Source organism: Lysobacter koreensis, from assembly GCF_042677045.1.
Lineage (GTDB): Bacteria > Pseudomonadota > Gammaproteobacteria > Xanthomonadales > Xanthomonadaceae > Lysobacter_K > Lysobacter_K koreensis.
On the sequence record NZ_JBHTIH010000002.1, the window covers coordinates 788,764 to 810,041 of the forward strand.

Genomic DNA, 21,278 nt, shown 5'->3' on the forward strand with positions numbered 1-21,278 from the left:
GCCACATGGATCGGACGATTGCGGGGCGATGGCAGGCGCCTGCCTCCCATCGCGCCGTCATCCGCCCGACAGCAGGCGCAGCACCAGCCACGCCGGCACGCCGATGTAGAACGCCAGGCGGCCGAGCCACTCCAGCGCGTCGCGAACCGCGGCCGCGTGCCGGGGCTGGAGCGCAAGCACGAGCGCGGCCACGATCTCGATGGCGATCCGCAGCGCAGCGGCAAACAGCATCAGGCCGATCGACCACGACGCCCACCAGATCAGCAGGCCGCTGAACCAGGCCGCGGGGCCGTAGGTGTAGTACTCGCCGAAAGTGCCACCGAAGGCGATGACCTGGTGCAGGCGGAACGCGACCAGCGCCGGCAACAACGGGAACAGCACGAACTTCGCCAGCGCGCCGTCCACACGCGGACACCTGGCCGCCGCGCGCGATTGCGCATGCTCGGCGAGCGCGGTATCGACGCGGCTGGCGAACGGCACCGGCGCACCCGCTGCGGTCAGCATCCGCTGCAAGGCCTGCGGTCGCGACAGCGCCAGGCCGTGCGTCCAGCGCCGCCCTGATGCCAGTTCCAGGTCGACACCACTGCCCGGCAGCGGCAGCCGGCACGGCCGCAGCGCGCTGATCGACGCCAGAGGGATCTCGATCCGCCGGCCGCGCTGATCCAGTACCAGTACCGCGTTCTCGATGCGCGCCTGCGCCTTGCACGCCCGCACGATCGCCCACGCCGCCACGGCCGGCGCCACCACCGCGCCGGCGAACCACCACAGCTGCGACAACGACTGCACCTGCCAGCCGACGCGCCGTGCCATGTCCAACGCCAGCCACCCCAACCCCGCCGCCGCGCCCAGCCGCAGCGCCGCAGCGATGGCGCGCCACGCCGGCGACAGTACCGCGACCTCCAGCGTCAGCGGAGCTTCGGTGACTTGCACCGCGCGCCCGCGCAGCGCCCGCAATAGCGCCAGTGCCGCCAGCCAGAGCAGCAACAGCGCAGCGGCGCGGCCGACCCAATCGCCCCAGCGCACCATCAGCGTCATCGGCGGGTCCTGCGCGCTGACGAACGCGGTCAGCACCGCCTGCTGCCCCATCGCGGTGCTCGCCAGCACCTCGCCGGTGTCGTCGATGATGGCGCTTAAGCCATTCGTGGTGACGCGCACCTGCGGCAAGCGCGTCTCGATGCTGCGGAACGCGGCGACCGCCAGGTGCAGCCGCGCGCCGAGCGGATAGCCGGTGAACCACGAGTCGTTGGACATACCGACGATGGCCTGCGCGCCGAGCCGCGCGCCGTCGATGGCCAGGCCGGGGCGCACGTCGTCGAGGCAGATCAGCGGCAATACGTTCACCTCGCGGCCGTCGGCGCTGCGCAGCGGCAACACTCGCGCGCCGTCGCCCGGCCGCCAGCTGCCGGCCCACGGCAGCACGCGCCGCAGCCACGGGCCGTCGAGCCAGCGCGGCACGTACTCGGTCAGCGGGAACGGATGGGTCTTGCGGTAGCTGCCGAGCCGGCCCCGGCCCGGCTCCAGGAATGTGGCGGCGTTGTACTCGCCGTCGGCGTCGACGTCGTAGGTGCCGAACACCAGCGGCACGCCCGCGGCATCGACGAAGCCCTGTATCTCGCGGTCGAGCGCAGCGCCGTCCGTGCTGCGCGGGCTGCCGAACGTGGTCGGGTACACCGTTTCCGACCACAGCAGCACGTCCGCGCCGTGGTCGCGGATCGCCGACCACGACAAGGCGTAGTGGGTATCGAGCACGTGCCGCACCACCGCGTACGCGCCCTGCTCGCGGCGCCGGCGCTCGTAGTCGGTGATGCTGGCCTGGACCATCGCGATGCGCAGCGTCGGCACGCCGTCGGCCGGCGGTGCTTGCAGCGTGGCCAGCCGCGCCAGTCCGTACGCGGCCATGCCCGCGACGATCGCAGCGCCGAGCGCGAGCGGCCGCAGCCAGGCACGCATGCCGCCTGCGCGCCTTTCGATCGCGACCGTCACCGCTTCGTTGACCAGCAACAGCAACCAGGTCAGGCCCGCCGCGCCGCCGAGGTCGGCGACCTGCCGCAGCGCGACCGACGGAAACAGCCCGTGACCGAGCGTGTCGCCGAGCAGCTTCGGCGCCAGCCGCTCGCAGGCCACCCACGCGCACGCCGCCGCGACCGCGCGCAGCAGCGGCCCTTGGCGTCGCCCGACGATGTGGCGTACCAGCGCGAACGCGACCAACTGCGGCTGCAGCAGCGGCGCGAGCAGCACCAGCACTGCGGTCGCCGGCAGCGCCCCGACCCCGGTGTAGGCGCCGATCGCCGCGCCGAACCAGCCGAACACCGCGACCACGAAGGCCACGCTCATCAGCACGCCATGCACTACCGCGCCGCGCACCGAGCGCGCCGCATCGAGCGCCAGCAGCCACGGCACCAACGCGACGAAGCCCAACACCCACGCCGGCGGGACGCGGGCATACACGGCGAGCAACAGAATCGAGGCGAACAGGCCGGCGACATGGCGCCAGCGGGACAACCGCTCCGTGGTCAATCAGCGAACTCCGTGGGCAGGGTCAAGGCGTGCCGACCCGGACCCAGCGCAGTGGCAGGCCGGGCGGCGCCAGTGCGGGCGGCACGACGCGGTTGGCGGGCATCGCGATCGGCCGGCCTTGCGCATCGAACAGGGTGAAATCGGGCGCGAACATCAGGATCGGCTCGATCGGCACGCCTTCGTCGGTGACCTGGTGGTGGCGGACATAGCCTTCGGGCAGCTTGAAGTTGGCGGGCACCGCGAGCCCTTCCAGCGGCGGACTGGTCCCGGGCGGGTTGAACGCGCCCAGACCGGTGCGCACGCCGGCCTCGTGCAGGGCGTTGATCACCTGCGCACCGGTCGGCTCGGGATCGCCGGGCTGGAAGTAGGCGGCGAGGTCGTTGGGGTCGTTGCCGGGCATCACGGGCGCCTCCTGCGTCGACGCCGCCGGTGGTGTGGATTGCGCGGACCCTGGCGGGCCTGGCGCAGCGGCGGGTGGGGCACCGCGATCGACGGTGGTGATCTCCTGCGCGCCCGCCGTATCCGGATCGCCCGGCGCTGGCGCCAACACGAACCAGACCGCCAGCGCCACGACGGCAACGACAGCGACCACTGCCCACGCCCGCACGCGTCGCGGGCCGCGCGGCTTCGGGACCACGCGCACACCGTCGCCGTCCGGTGCGGACGGCGGGGTGTGCGGCGGGCGACGCTGGGCCACGAATCAGTCCTCGTTCCGATCCTCGTCGATCCGGTCCGTCACGGAGCGACCGGGTTGTAGACCGACAACGCCCAGCCCATGCGCTCGTGCCCGTAGTTGTTCCAGATCGGGCTCTTGCCGTTGGTGAAACTCGCGTAGCGCGGTGCACCGCTGCCCGTGCTCCCTCCCCAGAGACCAGCCGTCACCGTGCCGCCGGTGTAGGTCGGGTGGGTGTCGTCGGATTGGATGTAGTCGAACGAACTGGATGACGACACGAACTTGGCGTTGGCATCGCGCAGCGTGCTGCGCAGCGTGACCGTCGTGCGGTTGATGTAGCTCGCCTCGCTCTCCCCGGACACGTAGCGCAGCGCGTCGGAATCGACCACACCGTCGGCGTTGCTGTCGTAGTCCGCGGCCATGTACTGGGCGAAGCTGTCGGCGCACTGGAAGCCCTTCTGGCGCGCGTACTCGCACATCCAGTAGTTCATCTTTGCGATCGCCGGCAGGAAGCGGTCACGCAGGCTCACCGTCTGCCCGGTGCCGGCATCCGTGCACGAGCTCTGCACGTTGTCGGCGTTGTAGCCCGGGTAGTACAGGTTGGAGATCACCTTGAGCCGGGTGTTGGCGTGCGCGTTGACATTGATGTAGTCCATGGCCGCGGCCACGTAGGTCTTGCAGCTGTTGACCGCGGCATCCAGCCCGGCGTAGCTGCAGGTGCCGGTCTGCGACTTGAAGCTCGAGCGCGCCTGCAGGCCGTCGTTACCGCACATCTCGAACGTCACCACGCGGGTCGACGCGGCCTGCATGTACGAGCGATCAGCCACGATCTTGTTCTGGTAGACGTCCTGCGCCACCGCACCGGACTTGGCGCGGCGGATGCTCTCGATGTCGGCGTTCCAGCGTGCCGACAGGTACTCCGAATCGACAGTCGGCGCCGCGTAGCGCGCGGCGTTGCTGATCGAACCGTTGTAACCGGCATAGATCGAATCGCCGTAGGCGACGACCCGGTACTTGGCGGTCGTCCCGGCCCGGTCGATGGTCCACGACACGTTCTGGTTGAGGGTGCTGGCCAACGCCGGCGCCGACAGCGCCAGCAGCGGGATCACTAGTAGAGAGCTAGTCGGCAGCCAGTGGCTGGCGACGCGACGGAACAGAGTCTTCATCCTGAAACCCCTTCGACATGGTGTGCGCGGCGGGTGAAGTCCCGCTCGCGTCCTGCGAGAAGCTGGCGAAAGCACTGGGAAAACCACACGTTCACGATGCGGACGCCCGCAACCGTCGGCCGCCCCATACCATCGCGTACCGGACGCTAGCGTATGTACCGGGCTGGCGCATTCTGCGTTGCAGCAGTGCCGCGTCGGCGGCGCCCGGCCCGTCACACAGCGGGCGTACCCGCTCCGGAATCGGCTACCCCGTGCGCGCGCCCATGCGTGCCTTGGCCCGCTCATCCACCACCGCCGTGAGCAGGGCGCCGACGAACACGATCAACGCCGCGTAGTAGATCCACACCAGGGCCAGCACGATCGTCCCCATCGAGCCGTAGGCCGAACCCGGGTCGGCGCGCCGCAGGTACCAGGCGATCGCCGCGCGCCCCAACAGGAACAGCATCGCGGTCGCTGCACCGCCGCCGAGCGCGCGTCGCCAGCCGACCGAACGGTCCGGCAGGTAGTGGTACATCAGCGCGAACGCGAACGCGTACACCAGCCACGTCGCCGCGGTCGCCATCAGCGGCAGCATCCATTCGACCCGCTCGAACACCAGCTGCAGCACCGTGCTCAGCGTCATCGAGACCACCAGCAGGAAGCCCAGCGCGAACACCAGTCCCAGCGAGAACACCCGCTTGCGCAACCACGCCATCAGCCCCGGCAGCGCGGTGGCGTCGGTGCGGAAGATCTTGTTGAGCACGTCCTGCAGCTGCGCGAACACCGCGGTCGCGCCGACGAACAACAGCACCAGGCTCCACCAGCCGGCGATCGAACCGGTGTCGGGGTGCTGCTTGGCGTTGCTGATGATGGTGCGCGCGACCTCGCCGGCCTCGCTGCCCACCAGCAGCGCGATCTGCTGGATCAACGCCTCCTGCGCGCCGGGCAGGATCGCGCTGGTCAGCCACACCAGGATCAGCAGCAACGGTGCCAGCGACAGCACCGCGTACAGCGCCAGCGCCGCCGACTGCGACAGCAGGTCCGCATCGATGAAGCGACGCAACAGCGCGACCGGCAGGCTGCCGCGCGCGCTGCGGATCAGCGCCTCGATCGCCGGCCGCCGCGTCGACTTGCCGCTGGCCGCGCGCGAGGCGGTCGGCTTGGTCGGGTCCAGTTTGGCCGCGACCTTGCTGACCGCCTTCTTCGCCTTCACGGCCTCGCGCTTGGCCACTGGCTGCGCGCGGGGCGTGGCGCGGGTGGCTGGGGACTTGCGGGAAGACGGGCGCTTGGCCATCGGCGTGGTAATCGCGGGAGACCGTGCAGCAATACCGGTTCACGCGTGAAGCCCGGATCGGCAACGCGCGGCCATCGATGATGGTTATCCCGGCCATCGCACAAAAAAGCCGCCCGCAGGCGGCTGTTCTGGTAACCCGGCGACGATCCGCCGCGCCGCGATCGCGATCAGTTCGCGGCTTGCGAAATTGCCATCACCGAGCGGATCGCAGCGGCCACCGCCTGCGGGTTCTCGCGGTGCAGGTTGTGGCCGGTCAGGAAGTACTGGTGGCTGCCGCGCGAGAAGCCGGCGAACAGCGCCGCGTGCTGGCGCCTCCACAACGCCTTGCCCGGCGCGGTTTCCTCGAGCACGAACGGCTCGGCCGCCACCTGCGTCGCGGTCAGCAGGGCCACCGGCAGGTCGGGCTGGCTGCGCTTGGCGGCGGCCGCCTCGCTGTCCAGCTGGGTGACCAGCAGCTTGTAGTCTGCCGCCATGTGCGGGGGCAGCACCGACAGCAGCGCCTGGTCATCGGCCAGCACGCGCTCGCGATGGGCCCGCTTGAAATCGTGGCGTTGCCCCATGGTCGCCGGGTCGACCAGCACCAGGCCCTGCACGCGGCCGGGGTGCAGGCGCGCGAACTCGGTGGCCAGCAGGCCGCCGTACGAATGCCCGACCAGCACCACCTTGCGCTCCGGCGCCAACGCGTCCATCACCGCGCCCAGGTCCTGCAGGTGCTGCTCGATGGTCTTGGGCGCGCCGTCCGTCCCCGACTTGCCCAGGCCCGCGCGCGCATAGGCGATGCAGTGGCAATCGGCGCCGAGCTTGGCGATGACCTCGTCCCACGCGTCCGCGCCCTGGCCGAAGCCGGACTCGAACACGACCGCGACCGGCCCCTGCCCCTGCTGCTGCACCTGCAGGTGGTAGCCGGTGCGGCTCACCTGCACGTCGCCCGCGTGCGCCATCGACGCGCCCACCAGCGCCAACGACAACACCCAGCCCTTCGCCACCAAGAATTTGCGCACGCGTGCTCCCCATGAACTCGAAGCGCTGGACTCTACGCGGCTGCGAAGCTGCTGGGCAGGCCACCAACCGCCCTTTACCGCGACTGCCGGGCGGTGCTAGCAGCAATGTCGAAGCAGCACGCAGCGAAAGACGCGCACGAGCGCGAAGCTGTGACGGCGGCGCCGACCGGCCGGCACGGCGCCGGCTACCCTATGCGGCCGCGCGGCTGCCGCCCCGGCCGCCCCGGCCACCGCGCCTCCCCGCCTCCCCATCGGAAACCCAAACACATGCGCAAACTTGGATGCGCGGCGCTGTTCGCCGCCTGTCTCGTCGCCGCCCCCGGCGCCTTCGCCGGCGATTTCTTCATCAACGGCCAGCTGGGCCGGATCGCACTGGACAGCGACTTCGACGACGACCAGAGCAACCTCGTCCAGGCCGCGGCCGGCTACCGCTGGGGCATCGGCACGGCCCAGCTCGGCTTCGAAGCGGGCCTGGGCAAACTCGACGACCGCGACGGCCGCAGCCGCAGCGACTACACCGGCGGCTACGTCGAACATGACTACACGCTGTCCTCGCGCTACGCCTTCGTCGGCGCGAATGCGCGGATCAAGCCGCCGCTGCTGCCGGTGTACTTCATCGGCCGGGCCGGCTATCTGGGCCTGGAACGGGAACTGGACGAAACCGCGGTCGACCACTACCTGGACACGTCGCCGGTCACCGACCGCCGCCAGTTCAAGGAAACCGACGGCGGCACGTATGTGGGCGTCGGCGTCGGCACCACGATCCTGCCGCTGCTCGACGTCGGCCTGATGGTCAACCAGTACCGCTACTCGCAGGTCGCGTACGACCCGGCCAGCGACGAGTACCGGTTGTCCGACGACAAGCGCGATGCGCGCAGCGTGAGCCTGTCGGTCGAATACCGCTTCTGATTCGACGGTTGGACGGCGTCGTCCGGGGGCATGGATTCGCCCCTGACGAACGGCACCGGGCCGGATGGGCCATTTACCGGCCGTGCGTCCGCCACCGATCCTGCACGCCAATCAATGCAACGCAGTGCAGATGAAACAGCTCCTCCGCGACCGCGACGGGTCGCTGCGCAATGGCTGGTGGGTGCTGGCGTTTCTCGCCCTGTTCTTGGCGAGCCAGCCGGTGTACCGGGTGGTATCCAAGGCCCTGCAGCTGCAGGGTGTGGATGGCCCGTGGCTGGGTCCACTGCCGGTGGTGTTCCTGCTGCTGGTGACGTGGGCCAGCCTGCGCCTACGCCGCGAGCCGCTGGCCGCCGTCGGCCTGCAGCTGGACCGCAATTGGGCGCGTGAGCTTTTGCTTGGCGCCGGCCTGGGCATGGCCCTGATCGCGCTGGTCACCGGCCTCATCGTCGCCAGCGGCGGCGTGGCCTTCAGCCTCGATCCGGCGCGCAGCCTGGGCGCCCTGGTGATGGGCGCGTGGGTGTTCGTCTGGGTGGCACTGCTGGAGGAACTGCTGTTCCGCGGCTTCGTGTTCCAGCGGCTGGTGGACGGGATCGGTGCCTGGCCGGCACTGCTGGCGATGGCGCTGCTGTTGGCGATTGGCCACTGGAGCAACCCCGGCATGGAGGGCGCGACCCGGGCGTGGGCCAGCGTCGATACCGCGCTGGGTGCTGTTCTGTTCGGACTGGCCTACCTGCGCACCGGCAGCCTGGCCATGCCCATCGGCATGCACTTCGGCTGGAACTGGGCGCAGGGCGCCGTGCTCGGCTTCGATGTCAGCGGCCTCGACCAGGCCGGCTGGCTGCTGCCGGAAATGCTCGGCAAGCCGCAGTGGCTCACCGGCGTTGCATTCGGCCCGGAAGCGAGCGTCCTTGCGGTGCTGGTCGACGGCGCGGCGATCGTGCTGATGTGGCGCTGGAAGGGGACCGCGCCGGCGCGGTCGATGGTGTTGGCGCCGGCGGTGTAGCCCACCGCAAGAAAAAGCGCCTCGATAGAAAAACGGTGTGCGGCCCTCGTTTGCCAGCCGGCTGTCGAGCGCCGGACAGATCAGCTGGCGCCCGGCTCAGGAAGCTTCGCCACCACCTTGATCTCGAACTGGAAGCCATAGAGCCACGTCACGCCGATGCCGGTCAGCGTCGGATGCGGGACGTCGCCCCAGTACTCCTGCACGACAGGCCAGACCGTCCCGAACCTGGATTCGGGATCGACGATGAACATGGTCACGTCGATCACGTCGTTGAACGTGCAACCGGCGGCCGACAGAATCGCGTTCAGATTGTCGAACGCCAACCGCACTTGCGCCTCCAGATCAGGCTCGGGCGAGCCGTCCTGGCGGCTGCCAACCTGTCCCGAAACGAACAGGAAGCCGTTCGACCGGATCGCCGGCGAATAGCGGTTCGTTTCGTACAGCGCCTGGCGGCCGGGCGGAAATACGACATCACGTACGGACATGGCTTGCCTCCTTGAATGCATTGGTTTCAGTTCATGCATCGCGCAGCTTCGAGGTTGCGCGTGCGTGGTACGTGGCGCGCAGCGACGGAAGAAACTCTAGCCGGCCAATTTCCGCGGATAAACCGGCAAAGCGCACAATCACTGTTTGCCCAATCCAAACAATCCTCGAATCGTCAGGAGCCCGGATGGACCGTTTCGATGCGATGCAGGCGTTCGCACGCGTGGTGGAAACCGGCAGCTTTACCAAGGCCGCACAGACGCTGCACATGAGCAGGACCAGCGTGACGCAACTGGTGCAACAACTGGAAGCGCGGCTGCGCGCCAAGCTGCTCAATCGCACCACGCGCCAGGTCAAGGTCACCGCCGACGGCGCCGCCTACTACGAGCGCGTCGTGCGCCTGCTCGCCGATCTCGATGATGCCGACGGCAGCCTGTCCAGCGCGTTGGCATCGCCCAGCGGCCGCCTGCGGGTGGATGTGCCCAGTCCGTTCGCGCGCATGATCCTGATGCCTGCCTTGCCGGCATTCCACGCGCGTTACCCTGAAATCCAGTTCCACATGGGCGTCAGCGATCGCATCGTGGACCTCGTCGGCGACAACGTGGACTGCGTGGTGCGCGGCGGGAAAATCACCGATCAGTCGTTGATCGCGCGGCGCATCGGCGAGCTGCGGCTCGGCGCGTATGCAGCGCCCAGCTATCTGCAACGCGCCGGCACGCCGTCGCACCCGCGCGAACTGGAAGACTCGCATCACCGCACCGTCGGCTTCCTGCGGGCACGCAGCGACACCGTCGCTACGCTCGCCATGCAGCGGGCTGGCGAGCGCATCGACGTGCAGGGGCGCTACGTGATCGCCGTCGACGATGGCAACGCCTATCTGGTCGCCGGACTGGTGGGCATGGGCACCCTCTGTCTGCCCTATTACATGGCGGAGGCACACCTGGCGCGTGGCGAACTGGTACCGCTGTTCGACGGCTGGCGCTTCGAGCCGATGCCGCTGTACGTGGCGTTCCCGCCGAACCGGCATGTCAGCGCGAAGGTGCGGGTGTTCATCGACTGGGTGACCGATCTGCTGGCCTAGGTATCGAACGCCTTCCACGCCCAATGCCGTGTCGGCACAGGGCGTGGAGCACTCGCGCACGCGCTACTGGCCCAGGCCGATCTGCTTCATGAACGCCTGGTTGTCCCAGAACAGCCATTCCTCCTGCATCACCCCGTTCTCCCAGCGGCCGATGGTGACCATGTCGAGCTTGAAGGCCTTGTTGGTCGGCGCGATGGTCTTGCCATCCGGGGTCGGCATCGGCGCGCTGAAGGTGCCTTCCATGACGCCCGCGACCGCGGTGTAGCTGCCCTGCGCGATCTTGATCGGATGCTGCTTGATGCGCGTGTCCGGCGCGTACACGAACATCTGCTTGAGGTCGGCGATGTGCGTTTCCAGTCCGGTGGTGGTGCGGCCATCGGGCCAGTGCACGACGATATCGGCGGCGTGGCTCTTCGGAAAGTCGTCCCACTTCTGGCCGCTGAAGACGTTGTAGTCGAGGTCGTCGAAGTTGGCGAGGTTCGCCTGCTCCTGTCCCTCGACCGCATCCGCTGCCGGCGCGGCGGCGGCAGCGGGCGCGGCGGGAGCGTACGGCGCCGGTCGCGAGCAGGCCGCCAGGACCAGCGTCAACAGCGATGCCGCTATCTTGATGTGCTTGCGGGTTTGCATGACATGACTCCGTGGTGGGTTGTGCAGGCGCCCGCCGCTTTCGGTTCCAGCACCGGCATGCGGTGCTGAACCAGCCGAGGAAATCCGCCTGCGTCGTCAGCTTGAACCCGTGGCCGGCGGCGTGCAGCAGGCCAATCGCGCGGTGCCAGCGCCAGCCGGATCCGTGTTCGCGGCAAGCCGACCTGGACCCGCCGTACGGGCCATCGCCGAGCCTGATACGACAACAGCCAACGCCGTGGCATGCTGGCCCCTCCGCTCGCCGTCGACCATGACAACCTCCGCGCCGCACACCGCCGAACTGGGTGTCAGGGGACTGGCGCTGCGCCAGCAGGCGACCCGCGACCTGGCGATCGCGCACCTGCGCCCGACGATCCCGGAGCACGAGATCCACCGCCACCAGCATGCCGACATGCACCTGGTGCTGCTGCTGACCGGTCACTACGTCAGCGAGGCGGTGGGCATGCCAGCGGTCTGCACCGAACCGGCGGTGATCCTCAACCCGCCCGGCACCGAGCACCGCGACCGCTTCCGCTCGCGCGACGGCCTGTTCCTGACCTTGACGATGCCGTCTTCGGCGTTCGAACGGTTCCGCGACGGCGTGGCGATCGGCGACCGCCCGGTCCGGCTGCCGCGCACGTCCCTGGTCCGGGCGTTGCGCCTGCTGCACGAAGTCTGGCACTGGGAAGGCAGTTCGCCGCTGGCGATCGAGTCGGTGTTCGCCGGCCTGATCGAAGACGCGCGCTCCAACCCGGGCGCAGCGGGCGCCGGCGGCCGGCTGCAGCGGGTCTTGGAGCGGCTGGAGGACGTCGCGTCGCCGCCGCCCTCGCTGCAGGAACTGGCGTCGATCGCCGACTGCCATCCGGTCTACCTCGCACGCGCGTTCCGCAAGCGCTACGGCGTGGCGCCGAGCGACTACCTGCGCCGGCGGCGGCTGCACCGCGCGGTGTCGCTCATCGCCCGTCGCCAGACCCTGCCGATCGCCGCAGCGGCGCTGGGCTTCGTCGACGAGAGCCACCTGCACCGCTGCTTCGTGGCCGAGTTTGGCATCACCCCCGGGGCGTTTCGCCGGCTCGCGCTCGGCCGCGCCGAGGTTTCGGCGATACAAGATGGCCGCCTGCACGCGCGCTAGTGTCGCGGGATACCGAAGGGAAACCCGATGAAACGACTACTCCTTTGCCTGGGCCTGGCCGCTGCGCCGTTCACCGCGGCGGCGGCCGATGCCGGCCGGTTCGACCCGGCGCGCAAGGCGGTCGAACAAGGCGAGTTCAAGGCCATCACCAGCATCCTGGTGGCGCAGGACGGCAAGGTCGTCTACGAGCATTACTTCGACGCGCAGGGCGCGCAGGCGCGACGCGACACCCGCTCGGCGACGAAGACCGTGGCCGGCATGCTGGCCGGCCTGGCGATTGCCGACGGGCACCTGCCCGACGCATCGGCCCGTGTCTTCGATCACCTGCCGCCCGCGCGCCGCCAGAACATGCAGCATCCGGATCCGCGCAAGGACGCCATCCGGGTCGAGGACCTGCTGACGATGTCGTCGCTGGTCGAATGCAACGACGAGCAGCAGTTCTCGCGTGGCAACGAGGAGCGCATGTACTTGATCGAGGACTGGGTGCAGTTCTATGTGGATCTGCCCGTGCAGGGGTTCCCGGCATGGATGCCCAAGCCAGCCGACTCCTCGCGCGGCCGCAGCTTCCGCTACTGCACCGCGGGCGTGACCACGCTGGGCGAGGTAATCCAGACGGCAGTGGGCGAGCCATTGCAGGCCTACGCGCAGCGCCGCCTGTTCGACCCGCTCGGCATCACCGCTCCGGAGTGGCAGCTGTCGCCGCTGGGACTGGCGCAGGCCGGCGGCGGCCTCGGCCTGCGCACGCGCGACCTGTGGAAGCTTGGCCAGCTGTACCTCGACGGCGGTCGCGTGGGCGGCCGCCAGCTGGTGCCCGCGACCTGGGTGCGCCAGTCGCTGTCGCCGCAGGCGAGCCCGCGCGAGGATGCCGACTACGGCTACCTGTGGTGGCTGATGAAAGTCCCCGACGGCGACGCGGTGACGATCGCCCCGGCGATGGCGGGCGCCGGCGGCAACGCGGTATTCCTGCTCCCGCACAAGCGCGCGGTGGTGGTCATCACCACCACCAACTACAACGAACGCCAGCCGCACGCGCTGACGTTCAAGCTGCTGACCCGCGACCTGATTCCCGCGCTCTAGGCATCCCCCGCCGCGCCCGCGCCCAGCCTTGTGCGCACGCCGCGCCGATCGCCGTCCTTTGACGCGGACCGACCCGCCCCACCTGGAGATTTGCCATGCCCCTTCCGCTGCTCTGCCGCCTTTGGATCGCCGCCCTGCTGTGGCTGGCTGGCGCCTGCGCCCCCGCCTGGGCCAACCCGCAGCTGGCGACGGTACCGGGCGCACGCGCCAACATGGACGTGCTGCAGCCGTTCAACGTGCAATCGAAGGACTTCACGTACCCGCACCAGGTGACGGTGGCCTTGCCGGCCAGCTACGCCGCGCAGCCCGAACGGCGCTACCCGGTGCTGTGGGTGCCCGATGCGCCGCTGCTGATGCGCACCGTCGTGGGCCTGCTGGACGTGCTGGTGATCGGCAACCTGGCCCCGGAAATGATCGTGGAGGGCGTCGGCAGCCCCGCGGAGGAAGGGCTGGCCGGGGTCGGCCGACGCGTGATGGACTTCTCGCCGCCTGGCCCGGGCTACGCGCCGCCCGGACTCGCGGGTGAGCGCTGGACCGCGCTGGCGCCCCTGCCGACGTTTCCGCACAAGGCCGATGCGTTCCTCGGTCTGCTGGTCGACGACCTGCGTCCGCGCCTGGCGGCCCAATACCGTTTCTCCGGCGAGCACGCGCTGCTCGGGCACTCCGCCGGCGGCATGCTGGCGGCGTACAGCCTGTTCGCGCGACCGGGCGCGTTCCAGAAGATGATCATCGGCAGCCCCTACCTCGAGGGCGTGGCCGGCGCGGCGTTCAAGGCCGAAGCCAGGTACGCCGCGTCCCACGACGACCTGGCCGCGACGGTCTTCCTCGGCGTCGGCGAACGCGAAGCCACGGAGTACTTCGTCGCGATCTCGGGCAACCTGGAGTCGACCGCGCGGCTGTCGCGCACGCTGACCGCGCGCCACTACCGGTCGCTGGCGCTGGACACCCGGGTCTTCGCCGGCAAGGACCACTACACGGTGCTGCCCGACATCCTCATAAGCGGCATCGCCCACCTCTGGCGGGACGAGATCGCCAAGCTGCCGTCGTCTTGGCCGACGCGCGAACCCGCGCCGCCGCGGCGCGCCGGAGCGGCAACGGGGAAGCCCTGAGTTCCCGGCGCCGCCACGCGGGCCACGCGACGCCGCGACTCCGTAGCCCGGGCAAGGCCGCACCCGAGATCCCGCGCGGATGCCGGGCCCAGCGTCCGGTGCGCGGCGCTGACCCGGAGCACCGTGTCGGCGCAGATGCTGTGCCCGCCCCGCTGGCGTCACGCGACGTTCCATCGCTGCAGAAAGTCGACCGGGCTCACCGCCACACAACATGCGCGCGCCCCCCGCTCCACCTGCGGGAGCCCCCGCGCGGGTTGTATCTGCTGATCCCGACGATCGCTCGACTCCGACGAGGACATTCGAAAACGCGCCCTTCCTGATGGCGCCCGGCACCCTGACCATCTCCGCACGCCGGCGTGCCTGCAGGGGATCGGTGCGATCTGCGACCGCGACGAATTCGCGGACCTGGGCCTCATCGAACGACCCTTGGAGACGGCTGTCGCGACGACGCGCAGGTACAGGCCGTCCGCTTCGTTCGGATGCGCATTCAACACACGTTCGACATGCGGTCTCGCCTTGACTGCGGCCCTCCCCGGCTCAAGCTTCGAATCGAGTAGCCAGCTCGTTCGCCGGCTCGCCCCAGGCTCGCGAAGGCGGCCGCGCCCTCCCGTAGGGCAGGTCTCAACCCACTACGCCAGAAGCCGGGTTGAAACCCGCCATACACCGGCTTGCCGCCATATTTCAGGCTGATGACTCAAGCGGCGATGCCGACCTCACAACCGTCGACACCGCCACTTGAAACCGCTCCAGACCCGATGTCTACGCTTCGCGTTTCAAGGAATCTGGCAACCCGAACACAAAGCTCTACAAGTGCATGTAATGGAGTTCCAGGTGCCGCCATTGTTTTCGCACTGCTGCGCGGCGCTCACCGGACACGAAGGCGGGGGCGGCGGAGGTGGGAGGGGGGCCGCCTCGAAGTCGCGCCGGTCATCGAACAGTTGCGCCCAACGCCCGTCGAACCCTCCGTTCTGGGGGAGGTACCAGGTGCCCACCAACCAGATGCCAGCTTCGTTGTGTTCACTGGTGTTCAAGACACCGGAATGGACGAAGAAATCGTGCTGTCGCCAATAATTCCCGAGCGAGCCGTAATCGCCGCTGGCATCGGCACGATTGCGGTTGAAGCTGTCGCGACCCGCGCCGCTGTAGCCACCGAAGTCATCGCCGGAGTCGATAGGGAAATCATCGGCATTTTGTTCAGCCGAGTAGCCACCCCAGAACCAGGACTTCCCGATCACGCCTTCGCGACCATCGGTCTGGTCTGCGCTGTACGCATCCCGCGATCCCAGGTAGAACCGTTGCAGGCCCGCCGGAACTTCGGCCAGTCCCGCCTCATTCACGATCGGGCTCTGGAGCAGCACCTCCTCCGTGGCGTCGTCGGTCCAGTTGGTCCACCACGTCGAACCGCCCCATTGCGTGGCAAATACATCGGCAAGATCCTGCAGCTCATACGTGATGCGCTTGACCTGCGACCATGACGTCTGGCTATCGCGTCGGGAGGCAAGGGAAGAAGCGCTGGAATAGCTGATCGCTTTCGCGCTCCACGCGGTCACCGCCGCCGAAGATGTCTCCGGCACCCAGACATAGTGCACGTTCTTGTCATCATCGTTGGTGACGTCGACGTCGGCTGTGCCATTCGACGAAACGCTTGCGCTGATCGTGCTGTAGGCGTCCTGCACGAAATGCAGTTCGTGGGCATGCGTGCTGCCGTATCCGGTGTCCTCGTCCGCTTGCCAGATCATCACGTGCTTGCCGCTGGCAACCTGCATGAACCTGAGATCCGAACTGCCGGCACTACGCATGACGTGATCCCCGTGACTGGTCACGGTGACATGGCCGACGTACTCGCCCGCCGCGCCGGGTGTGCCGGTCACGGCTCGGATCGATATCTCTATGCGCTCCCAGTCGTGGATAGCGCCGGCCATTTTGTCCACCGGGTGAAACACGTGATATAGCAGCAGCAGCCCTTTGCGAGTGCCATCCTGGTACTCGACCAGAGAGGAGTACAGGGTCGGGCGGATGCGCCAATTCTGGTAAGCGCCGGTGCCGGCCGCGCCTGCAGCGACGTAACTCGCCAGTACGTTCGCCCAGGTGTAGCGGTTGTTGGCGAAGTTCCCGTCGCGATCGAAGTCGTAATTGGAAATCCAGTCGCGACCCGGCTTGCTACTGTCTTCTTCGGCGCGCTGCAGGATCAACGGCGCGTAATAGTTCAGATAGGCCTGGCGTTGCACCTGGGTCAGCACCACCGCCTGGGCCTGTGCCAAATTGGGGGCAAGACCCGCTCCCAACAGCAGCAACAGCGCGCATAGAAGAAACCCCCTCAAATTCATCAGCCGTGACTCACGCGGAACATCGTGGATCGATTGCATATCGAGCTCCTCTAGTCATTCCATTCGAGCATCTTTGAGTTCAGTCATTCCATTTCGAGCGTCTTTGACTCCGCTATTGCCCTGAATCACCAGGTGGCCATTGCTGTCCGTGCATGTGCGTCGACGACCGGCGCTCCACGGCGCTGGAACTCTGCCGACTATCCATGCCTGGAGCATTCATTTCCCGGTACCACACCAAGGGCATCCCCCACCGCCTTGCGGGCTTCATTCACTGCCCCGGGCGCAAGTGCATAACAAGCTAGAGCCGCCATGGTGGTGACGTCCTCCCCCGACTGATGCCCGCCCGGGTTGTAGAGTTCGGCGTCAGCCACGTAGATACCGTGTTGGCCGTCAACTTTTGGGCAGGTGGTTCGGCCCTACTGCGCCGGCTTGGGCGCGCTCAGGCTCTTGCTGTACATCCCCGAGCGGTCGAAGCAGCAGGCGCGGCGCTGGCCGCAGGCCAGCTTGTCGCAGGCCGTGGCGATGCGCCGCTCGCGGGTCTCGGCTTTCTTGCCTGAGGTGATCCAGTGGATCCAGTCGCGGCGCGCCACCGCCGTGAGGTCGACCCACTGCGCCTTCGCGGCCGGGCGGGCGGCGAGCGCCGCGCGCAAGTCGGCGGGCACGCGCGGCTCCGGTTCCACCGCCACCGGCGCGACCTCGAGCGTGACCGTGTCGCCGACGGCAACGCCAGCCGCGTCGCGCAGCGCCCGCTCCACCTTGAGCCAATGGCTGCCCTGCCCGTCCGGCTCCAGCGTGGCCTGGAACGGCTGGCCTGCGAGCGTGCCGTCGACCGTCGTCATGCTTCGCGTCGGCAGCTTGGCGCTGGCGTCGGCCGGCAGCACGAGGAAAGCCCAAGTGGCGCCCTTCGGACTCGCGGGCCGCAGCAGGGTCGCCTCGAAGCGGATGTTGGCAGTGGTCTTGGCCATGGGCGGCAAGCTAACACCGGCCCGTTTCATCGTCATGCCCCGCCTTCGCAAGGGAGCCAATTTACCCGCGCCTGCACACCGGGACGTACGCCCCCCGCCCGATACAATCGCCGCGCAAACATGCGGCTACAGCCGCGCTCACCGCCGACCGGTTGGTTTCAGGGAACACGCTCTTGCATCGACGCCACGTACTCCACCGCCGTTCGTTGGCGATCGCCACTTGTCTGCTCGCGCTCGCGATCATGCCCGCCGCCGCGCAGGAAGCGCACACCGACGAACACCAGGACGCACACGCAGAGGAAGCCACCGACCTGGATGCCGTCGTCGTCGAGTCCACCCGCTCGCGGCGCCGCGTCTCCGACGAGCCGATCCGGGTCGAGGTCATCCAGCAGGAGGAGATCGAGGAAAAGCTGCTGATGACGCCGGGCAACATCGCCATGCTGGTCGCCGAGACCGGCGGCGTGCGCGTGCAGGTGACCGCGCCGGCGCTGGGCGCGGCGAACATCCGCATGCAGGGCATGCGCGGGCGCTACACCCAGTTGCTGGCCGATGGCCTGCCGCTGTACGGCGGTCAGGCCTCGTCGATCGGCCTGCTGCAGATCCCGCCCACCGACCTGGGCCGGGTCGAAATCATCAAGGGCGCCTCGTCGGCGCTGTATGGCCCTTCCGCGCTGGGCGGCGTGATCAACCTGATCTCGCGCAGGCCCAAGGACGCGCGCGAGACCGAACTGCTGCTCAACGCCACCAGCCGCGACGGCCAAGACCTCACCGCCTACACCGCGGCGCCGTTGACCGACAGCTGGAGCTACTCGCTGGTCGGCGGCTTCCACGACCAGCACCGCCAGGACCTCGACGACGACGGCTGGATCGACATGCCGGCGTTCGAGCGCAGGACCGTGCGCCCACGCCTGTTCTGGAGCTCGCCCGATGGCGCCAAGGCGTTGCTGACCTTGGGCGCGATGAGCGAAGACCGCGTGGGCGGCACGCTGCGCGGTCGGCTGCTGCCCGACGGCCAGCCGTTCGCGCTGACCCAGGACACCACGCGCGTCGATGCCGGCGCGGTGGTCGAGCTGCCACTCGGCGAAGTCGACACCCTGCACCTGCGCGCCTCGGCCATGACCACCGATCACCGCCACGGCTTCGGCGCGGTGATCGAGAACGACCAGCACGACACCGCGTTCGCCGAGGCGGCGTATGCCTCGGCATTCGGCGACACCACTTGGCTCGCGGGCGCGGCGCTGCAGTCCGACCGGTTCGGCTCGCGCACCTTTCCCGCGTTCGACTACCGCTACACGGTGCCCGGCCTGTTCGCGCAGGCCGAGCACGCCCTGCGCGACGACCTCACCCTCGCCGGCAGCGCGCGCTGGGACGACCACAGCTAGTACGGCGCGCACTTCAGTCCGCGGGTGTCGCTGCTCTACCGCCCGGGCCACTGGACGCTGCGCACATCGCTGGGCCGGGGTTTCTACGCGCCGACGCCGTTCGTGGAAGAAATCGAGGCCGCCGGTCTGTCGCGCCTCGAGCCGCTGGCCGCGCTGCAGGCAGAAATCGCGACCACCGGCTCGCTCGACGTCGGCTACGCGCGTGATGGACTGGAAGCCCATGTCACCGTGTTCGCCTCCGACATCGACCACGCCGTGCGCCTCGCGCCCGCACCGGCCGCGCCCGACGGCACCCCGCGCGTGCAACTGGTCAATGCCGACGGCCCCACCCGCACGCGCGGCAGCGAGCTGCTGCTGCGCTACCGCTGGCAGGATGTCGTCGTCACCGGCAGCTACGTATTCACCGACGCCACCGAGCGCGACCCGGACGGCATCGGCCGCCGCCGCGTGCCCTTGACCCCGCGCCACACCGGCGGGCTGGTCGCGATGTGGGAACAGCACGGCCGCGGCCGGCTCGGCATCGAGGCCTACTACACCGGCCGCCAGTCGCTGGACGGCAATCCCTACCGCGACAGCGGCCGGTCCTACGTCGAACTGGGCGCGCTGGGCGAAATCAACCTCGGCAAGACCGCGCTCGGCGAAACCAGCCTGTTCCTCAACCTCGAGAACATCCTCGACGTCCGCCAGACCGACTACCACCGCATGACCCTGCCGCAACGCGCCCCCGACGGCCGCTGGACGGTGGACGCGTGGGCCCCGAGCGACGGCTTCGTGGTCAACGGCGGGGTGCGGGTCAGGTTCTAGCAACGGGACTTGATACCGGGAACTGCACTCCGGCCGTTATTCCGATGCGGTGGACCACACGCTTTTTGAACATCTGCCGCCGATCCCGGGCGCAGACTCGGGCAAGCCCGATCGCGTCGGGGTGCGCCATGAAATGGTCCGGATCCACAATCGATTGGCGGCTCGGCCTGCTCGGGGCCGGCGCCGTGGTGGCGTTGCTGGGGATGGAAATCGCGACCGAGACCGATGGCATTTCGCCACTCGAACTTCTGCTGGAAGTGGCCGAGCTCGCGCTCACGATCGGCGCCGCGGTGGCGATAGCCCTGATGTTCGGGCGGTTGCGCACGCAGCACGAAGAACGCCTGACGCTGACGCGTGACCTGCATGCCTCCAAGCGCGATGGCGAACACTGGCGTGCCCAGGCGCAATCGCACCTGGAGGGGCTGAGTGCGGCGATTCGCGAGCAATTCCGCCAGTGGCGGCTGTCCGAGGCCGAATCCGAGGTGTGCCTGCTGCTGATGAAGGGGCTGTCGCACCGCGAGATCGGCCTCATGCGCGGCACTTCGGAAGCGACCGTGCGCCAGCAGGCTCGCGCGGCGTACGAGAAGTCCGGCCTGAAAGGGCGTGCACCGCTGTGCGCGTATTTTCTGGAAGACCTGCTGCCGGCGCGCGATACGCCGGCGGTGCGACCCGGGCGCGGCAACGGCGCTGGCACCGGCAACGGCATGGCCGCTGCGATCCCGCCATCGCAACATGCCTGACGAAATCCCTCGAACCCGGCGAATCCGGCCGGCGCCGTATCGCTCATCTGGCGGATGCCCGTATCGCACGTGGCCCTGTGACGCGATTGCACGCGCGTGGCCGCCGATGGCACATCCGGTGGATTCAAATTCCCGCCATTGCGCTCCCCAATGCCGTCGGGCGCACCGCCCGGCCATGGCTCAAGGAGAACGAAATGATCCGTTATCTTCAATTGGCGTTATGCGCGGGCCTCGGGCTGGCGTCCATGCCGCTGCTGGCGGCACCAAAATGGCACTGCGGCGAATTCTCGGAGCTCGACATGCGGCTCGAGCAGAATGCGACCGACGGCGACTCGGAAGTCGTGCTGTTCGCCAAGGGCCAGGACGAGGGATTGCGAAACCTCGTCGTGCTGGCGCCGAACCGGCGCGAGGTCATCGCTAACATCCTCGGCAATCGCAATGGCGTTGGGTTGCGCGAATTCGCGCTCGAATCGGCCGAGCCCCCGGATCTTGGCGCGGTGCTGGCCTCGTTCCCGCAGGGATCGTACTTTTTCTTCGGCATCACGATGTCCGGCGACTGCCTGACCGGAACGTCCTCGCTTTCGCACGCCGTCGCCGCCGCGACCACACTGTTGATGCCGGCCGAGGACGAGATCGTCCCGGTGGACCAGCTGCTCCTGAGTTGGACGCCGGTGGCGCAGGCGGAACGCTATATCGTCGAGTTGAACAATGAAGACACCGGCGCCGAGTCGGTGTTCGACGTCTTTCCGCCCACCACGAGCTTGGCGGTGCCCGCGCAGTTCCTGGTGCCCGGGTCCGAGTACCAGTTCGTGGTCGGCGTGAAAGCCGCCGACGGCAACGCGACGTTCGTGGAGACGACGTTCTTCACGGCGCCGTAAAGCCTGCGGATTGCCATCGATGTCGATACGCCGCAGTCGTCGGCGTGGCGACATCGATGCTCGCGGTGACCGTGGCGGGCCTGGCGCCCGCCGCCGTGCCGAAGCAGAGGTCAGCACGCCAGCAAGCGCAGTCG

At 68.7% G+C, this 21,278-nt stretch carries 18 protein-coding genes and 1 pseudogene; 10 read left to right on the top strand and 9 right to left on the bottom strand.

Annotated features, from left to right (window positions below):
• Positions 1-57: 57 nt before the first annotated feature.
• The 5 genes from lnt to ACFQZQ_RS04090 all read right to left on the bottom strand — a co-directional run bounded on the left by lnt (position 58) and on the right by ACFQZQ_RS04090 (position 6,570).
• Positions 58-2,517 (bottom strand): apolipoprotein N-acyltransferase, encoded by a 2,460-nt coding sequence (gene lnt / locus ACFQZQ_RS04070; protein WP_386811386.1) that lies wholly within the window; start codon positions 2,515-2,517, stop codon positions 58-60.
• A gap of 22 nt (positions 2,518-2,539) precedes the next feature.
• On the bottom strand, positions 2,540-2,917 hold the full coding sequence (locus tag ACFQZQ_RS04075; RefSeq protein WP_386811387.1) for a hypothetical protein: 378 nt from the start codon (positions 2,915-2,917) through the stop codon (positions 2,540-2,542).
• Between the two features lie 335 nt (positions 2,918-3,252).
• Positions 3,253-4,356, bottom strand: coding sequence for a hypothetical protein (locus tag ACFQZQ_RS04080; RefSeq protein ID WP_386811388.1), 1,104 nt, complete (start codon positions 4,354-4,356; stop codon positions 3,253-3,255).
• Positions 4,357-4,600: 244 nt separating this feature from the next.
• Positions 4,601-5,629, bottom strand: a complete 1,029-nt coding sequence (locus ACFQZQ_RS04085; RefSeq protein WP_386811389.1) for a YihY/virulence factor BrkB family protein — start codon at positions 5,627-5,629, stop codon at positions 4,601-4,603.
• Between the two features lie 167 nt (positions 5,630-5,796).
• Positions 5,797-6,570 carry an alpha/beta fold hydrolase gene (locus ACFQZQ_RS04090; RefSeq protein WP_386811657.1) on the bottom strand — a complete coding sequence of 258 codons (774 nt, stop codon included), beginning with the start codon at positions 6,568-6,570 and terminating at the stop codon, positions 5,797-5,799.
• 327 nt (positions 6,571-6,897) lie between these two features.
• On the opposite strand from ACFQZQ_RS04090, the gene ACFQZQ_RS04095 reads away from it, so the two are divergent.
• Both ACFQZQ_RS04095 and ACFQZQ_RS04100 read left to right on the top strand, forming a co-directional pair.
• Positions 6,898-7,539, top strand: a complete 642-nt coding sequence (locus ACFQZQ_RS04095; protein ID WP_386811390.1) for an outer membrane beta-barrel protein — start codon at positions 6,898-6,900, stop codon at positions 7,537-7,539.
• Between the two features lie 130 nt (positions 7,540-7,669).
• Positions 7,670-8,542 (top strand): CPBP family glutamic-type intramembrane protease, encoded by an 873-nt coding sequence (locus tag ACFQZQ_RS04100; RefSeq protein ID WP_386811391.1) that lies wholly within the window; start codon positions 7,670-7,672, stop codon positions 8,540-8,542.
• An 80-nt stretch (positions 8,543-8,622) separates the two neighbouring features.
• Here ACFQZQ_RS04100 and ACFQZQ_RS04105 read toward each other — a convergent pair whose 3' ends face one another.
• A complete protein-coding gene (locus ACFQZQ_RS04105) occupies positions 8,623-9,027 on the bottom strand; it encodes a RidA family protein (RefSeq protein ID WP_386811392.1) in 405 nt (134 codons plus the stop codon).
• Between the two features lie 185 nt (positions 9,028-9,212).
• Between ACFQZQ_RS04105 and ACFQZQ_RS04110 the strand changes: the two genes are divergently transcribed.
• A complete protein-coding gene (locus ACFQZQ_RS04110; RefSeq protein ID WP_386811658.1) occupies positions 9,213-10,106 on the top strand; it encodes a LysR family transcriptional regulator in 894 nt (297 codons plus the stop codon).
• 63 nt (positions 10,107-10,169) lie between these two features.
• Here the strand turns inward: ACFQZQ_RS04110 and ACFQZQ_RS04115 are convergent, their stop codons facing one another.
• The gene (locus ACFQZQ_RS04115) at positions 10,170-10,733 is read right to left on the bottom strand and encodes an ester cyclase (RefSeq protein WP_386811393.1); all 564 of its coding nucleotides are present in this window, start codon (positions 10,731-10,733) and stop codon (positions 10,170-10,172) included.
• A 268-nt stretch (positions 10,734-11,001) separates the two neighbouring features.
• On the opposite strand from ACFQZQ_RS04115, the gene ACFQZQ_RS04120 reads away from it, so the two are divergent.
• From ACFQZQ_RS04120 to ACFQZQ_RS04130, 3 genes are all read left to right on the top strand, one after another.
• Positions 11,002-11,862: an AraC family transcriptional regulator gene (locus tag ACFQZQ_RS04120; protein WP_386811394.1), complete on the top strand. Its 861-nt coding sequence runs from the start codon at positions 11,002-11,004 to the stop codon at positions 11,860-11,862.
• Positions 11,863-11,889: 27 nt separating this feature from the next.
• Positions 11,890-12,939 carry a serine hydrolase domain-containing protein gene (locus ACFQZQ_RS04125; RefSeq protein ID WP_386811395.1) on the top strand — a complete coding sequence of 350 codons (1,050 nt, stop codon included), beginning with the start codon at positions 11,890-11,892 and terminating at the stop codon, positions 12,937-12,939.
• Positions 12,940-13,034: 95 nt separating this feature from the next.
• Positions 13,035-14,048, top strand: a complete 1,014-nt coding sequence (locus ACFQZQ_RS04130) for an alpha/beta hydrolase (protein ID WP_386811396.1) — start codon at positions 13,035-13,037, stop codon at positions 14,046-14,048.
• Between the two features lie 773 nt (positions 14,049-14,821).
• Here ACFQZQ_RS04130 and ACFQZQ_RS04135 read toward each other — a convergent pair.
• Both ACFQZQ_RS04135 and ACFQZQ_RS04140 read right to left on the bottom strand, forming a co-directional pair.
• Entirely contained in the window at positions 14,822-16,414 is a 1,593-nt protein-coding gene (locus ACFQZQ_RS04135; protein WP_386811397.1) for a hypothetical protein, read from the bottom strand.
• 377 nt (positions 16,415-16,791) lie between these two features.
• Positions 16,792-17,340, bottom strand: a complete 549-nt coding sequence (locus ACFQZQ_RS04140) for a YdeI/OmpD-associated family protein (protein WP_386811398.1) — start codon at positions 17,338-17,340, stop codon at positions 16,792-16,794.
• A 206-nt stretch (positions 17,341-17,546) separates the two neighbouring features.
• Between ACFQZQ_RS04140 and ACFQZQ_RS04145 the strand changes: the two genes are divergently transcribed.
• The 4 genes and pseudogenes from ACFQZQ_RS04145 to ACFQZQ_RS04160 all read left to right on the top strand — a co-directional run bounded on the left by ACFQZQ_RS04145 (position 17,547) and on the right by ACFQZQ_RS04160 (position 21,144).
• Complete coding sequence (locus ACFQZQ_RS04145) at positions 17,547-18,722, top strand: TonB-dependent receptor plug domain-containing protein (RefSeq protein WP_386811399.1); 1,176 nt, start codon at positions 17,547-17,549, stop codon at positions 18,720-18,722.
• A gap of 21 nt (positions 18,723-18,743) precedes the next feature.
• Positions 18,744-19,526: pseudogene (locus ACFQZQ_RS04150) on the top strand (TonB-dependent receptor domain-containing protein); the annotation flags it as partial.
• A gap of 44 nt (positions 19,527-19,570) precedes the next feature.
• Positions 19,571-20,266, top strand: coding sequence for a helix-turn-helix transcriptional regulator (locus tag ACFQZQ_RS04155; RefSeq protein ID WP_386811400.1), 696 nt, complete (start codon positions 19,571-19,573; stop codon positions 20,264-20,266).
• 194 nt (positions 20,267-20,460) lie between these two features.
• Complete coding sequence (locus ACFQZQ_RS04160; protein ID WP_386811401.1) at positions 20,461-21,144, top strand: hypothetical protein; 684 nt, start codon at positions 20,461-20,463, stop codon at positions 21,142-21,144.
• Positions 21,145-21,278 lie beyond the last annotated feature (134 nt).

Coding starts and splice junctions, on each gene's coding strand:
- ACFQZQ_RS04075 (WP_386811387.1), bottom strand. CDS start 2,917: ATGCCCGGCAACGACCCCAACGACCTCGCCGCCTACTTCCAGCCCGGC.
- ACFQZQ_RS04080 (WP_386811388.1), bottom strand. CDS start 4,356: ATGAAGACTCTGTTCCGTCGCGTCGCCAGCCACTGGCTGCCGACTAGC.
- ACFQZQ_RS04085 (WP_386811389.1), bottom strand. CDS start 5,629: ATGGCCAAGCGCCCGTCTTCCCGCAAGTCCCCAGCCACCCGCGCCACG.
- ACFQZQ_RS04090 (WP_386811657.1), bottom strand. CDS start 6,570: ATGGCGCACGCGGGCGACGTGCAGGTGAGCCGCACCGGCTACCACCTG.
- ACFQZQ_RS04095 (WP_386811390.1), top strand. CDS start 6,898: ATGCGCAAACTTGGATGCGCGGCGCTGTTCGCCGCCTGTCTCGTCGCC.
- ACFQZQ_RS04100 (WP_386811391.1), top strand. CDS start 7,670: ATGAAACAGCTCCTCCGCGACCGCGACGGGTCGCTGCGCAATGGCTGG.
- ACFQZQ_RS04105 (WP_386811392.1), bottom strand. CDS start 9,027: ATGTCCGTACGTGATGTCGTATTTCCGCCCGGCCGCCAGGCGCTGTAC.
- ACFQZQ_RS04110 (WP_386811658.1), top strand. CDS start 9,213: ATGGACCGTTTCGATGCGATGCAGGCGTTCGCACGCGTGGTGGAAACC.
- ACFQZQ_RS04115 (WP_386811393.1), bottom strand. CDS start 10,733: ATGCAAACCCGCAAGCACATCAAGATAGCGGCATCGCTGTTGACGCTG.
- ACFQZQ_RS04120 (WP_386811394.1), top strand. CDS start 11,002: ATGACAACCTCCGCGCCGCACACCGCCGAACTGGGTGTCAGGGGACTG.
- ACFQZQ_RS04125 (WP_386811395.1), top strand. CDS start 11,890: ATGAAACGACTACTCCTTTGCCTGGGCCTGGCCGCTGCGCCGTTCACC.
- ACFQZQ_RS04130 (WP_386811396.1), top strand. CDS start 13,035: ATGCCCCTTCCGCTGCTCTGCCGCCTTTGGATCGCCGCCCTGCTGTGG.
- ACFQZQ_RS04135 (WP_386811397.1), bottom strand. CDS start 16,414: ATGCAATCGATCCACGATGTTCCGCGTGAGTCACGGCTGATGAATTTG.
- ACFQZQ_RS04140 (WP_386811398.1), bottom strand. CDS start 17,340: ATGGCCAAGACCACTGCCAACATCCGCTTCGAGGCGACCCTGCTGCGG.
- ACFQZQ_RS04155 (WP_386811400.1), top strand. CDS start 19,571: ATGCGGTGGACCACACGCTTTTTGAACATCTGCCGCCGATCCCGGGCG.
- ACFQZQ_RS04160 (WP_386811401.1), top strand. CDS start 20,461: ATGATCCGTTATCTTCAATTGGCGTTATGCGCGGGCCTCGGGCTGGCG.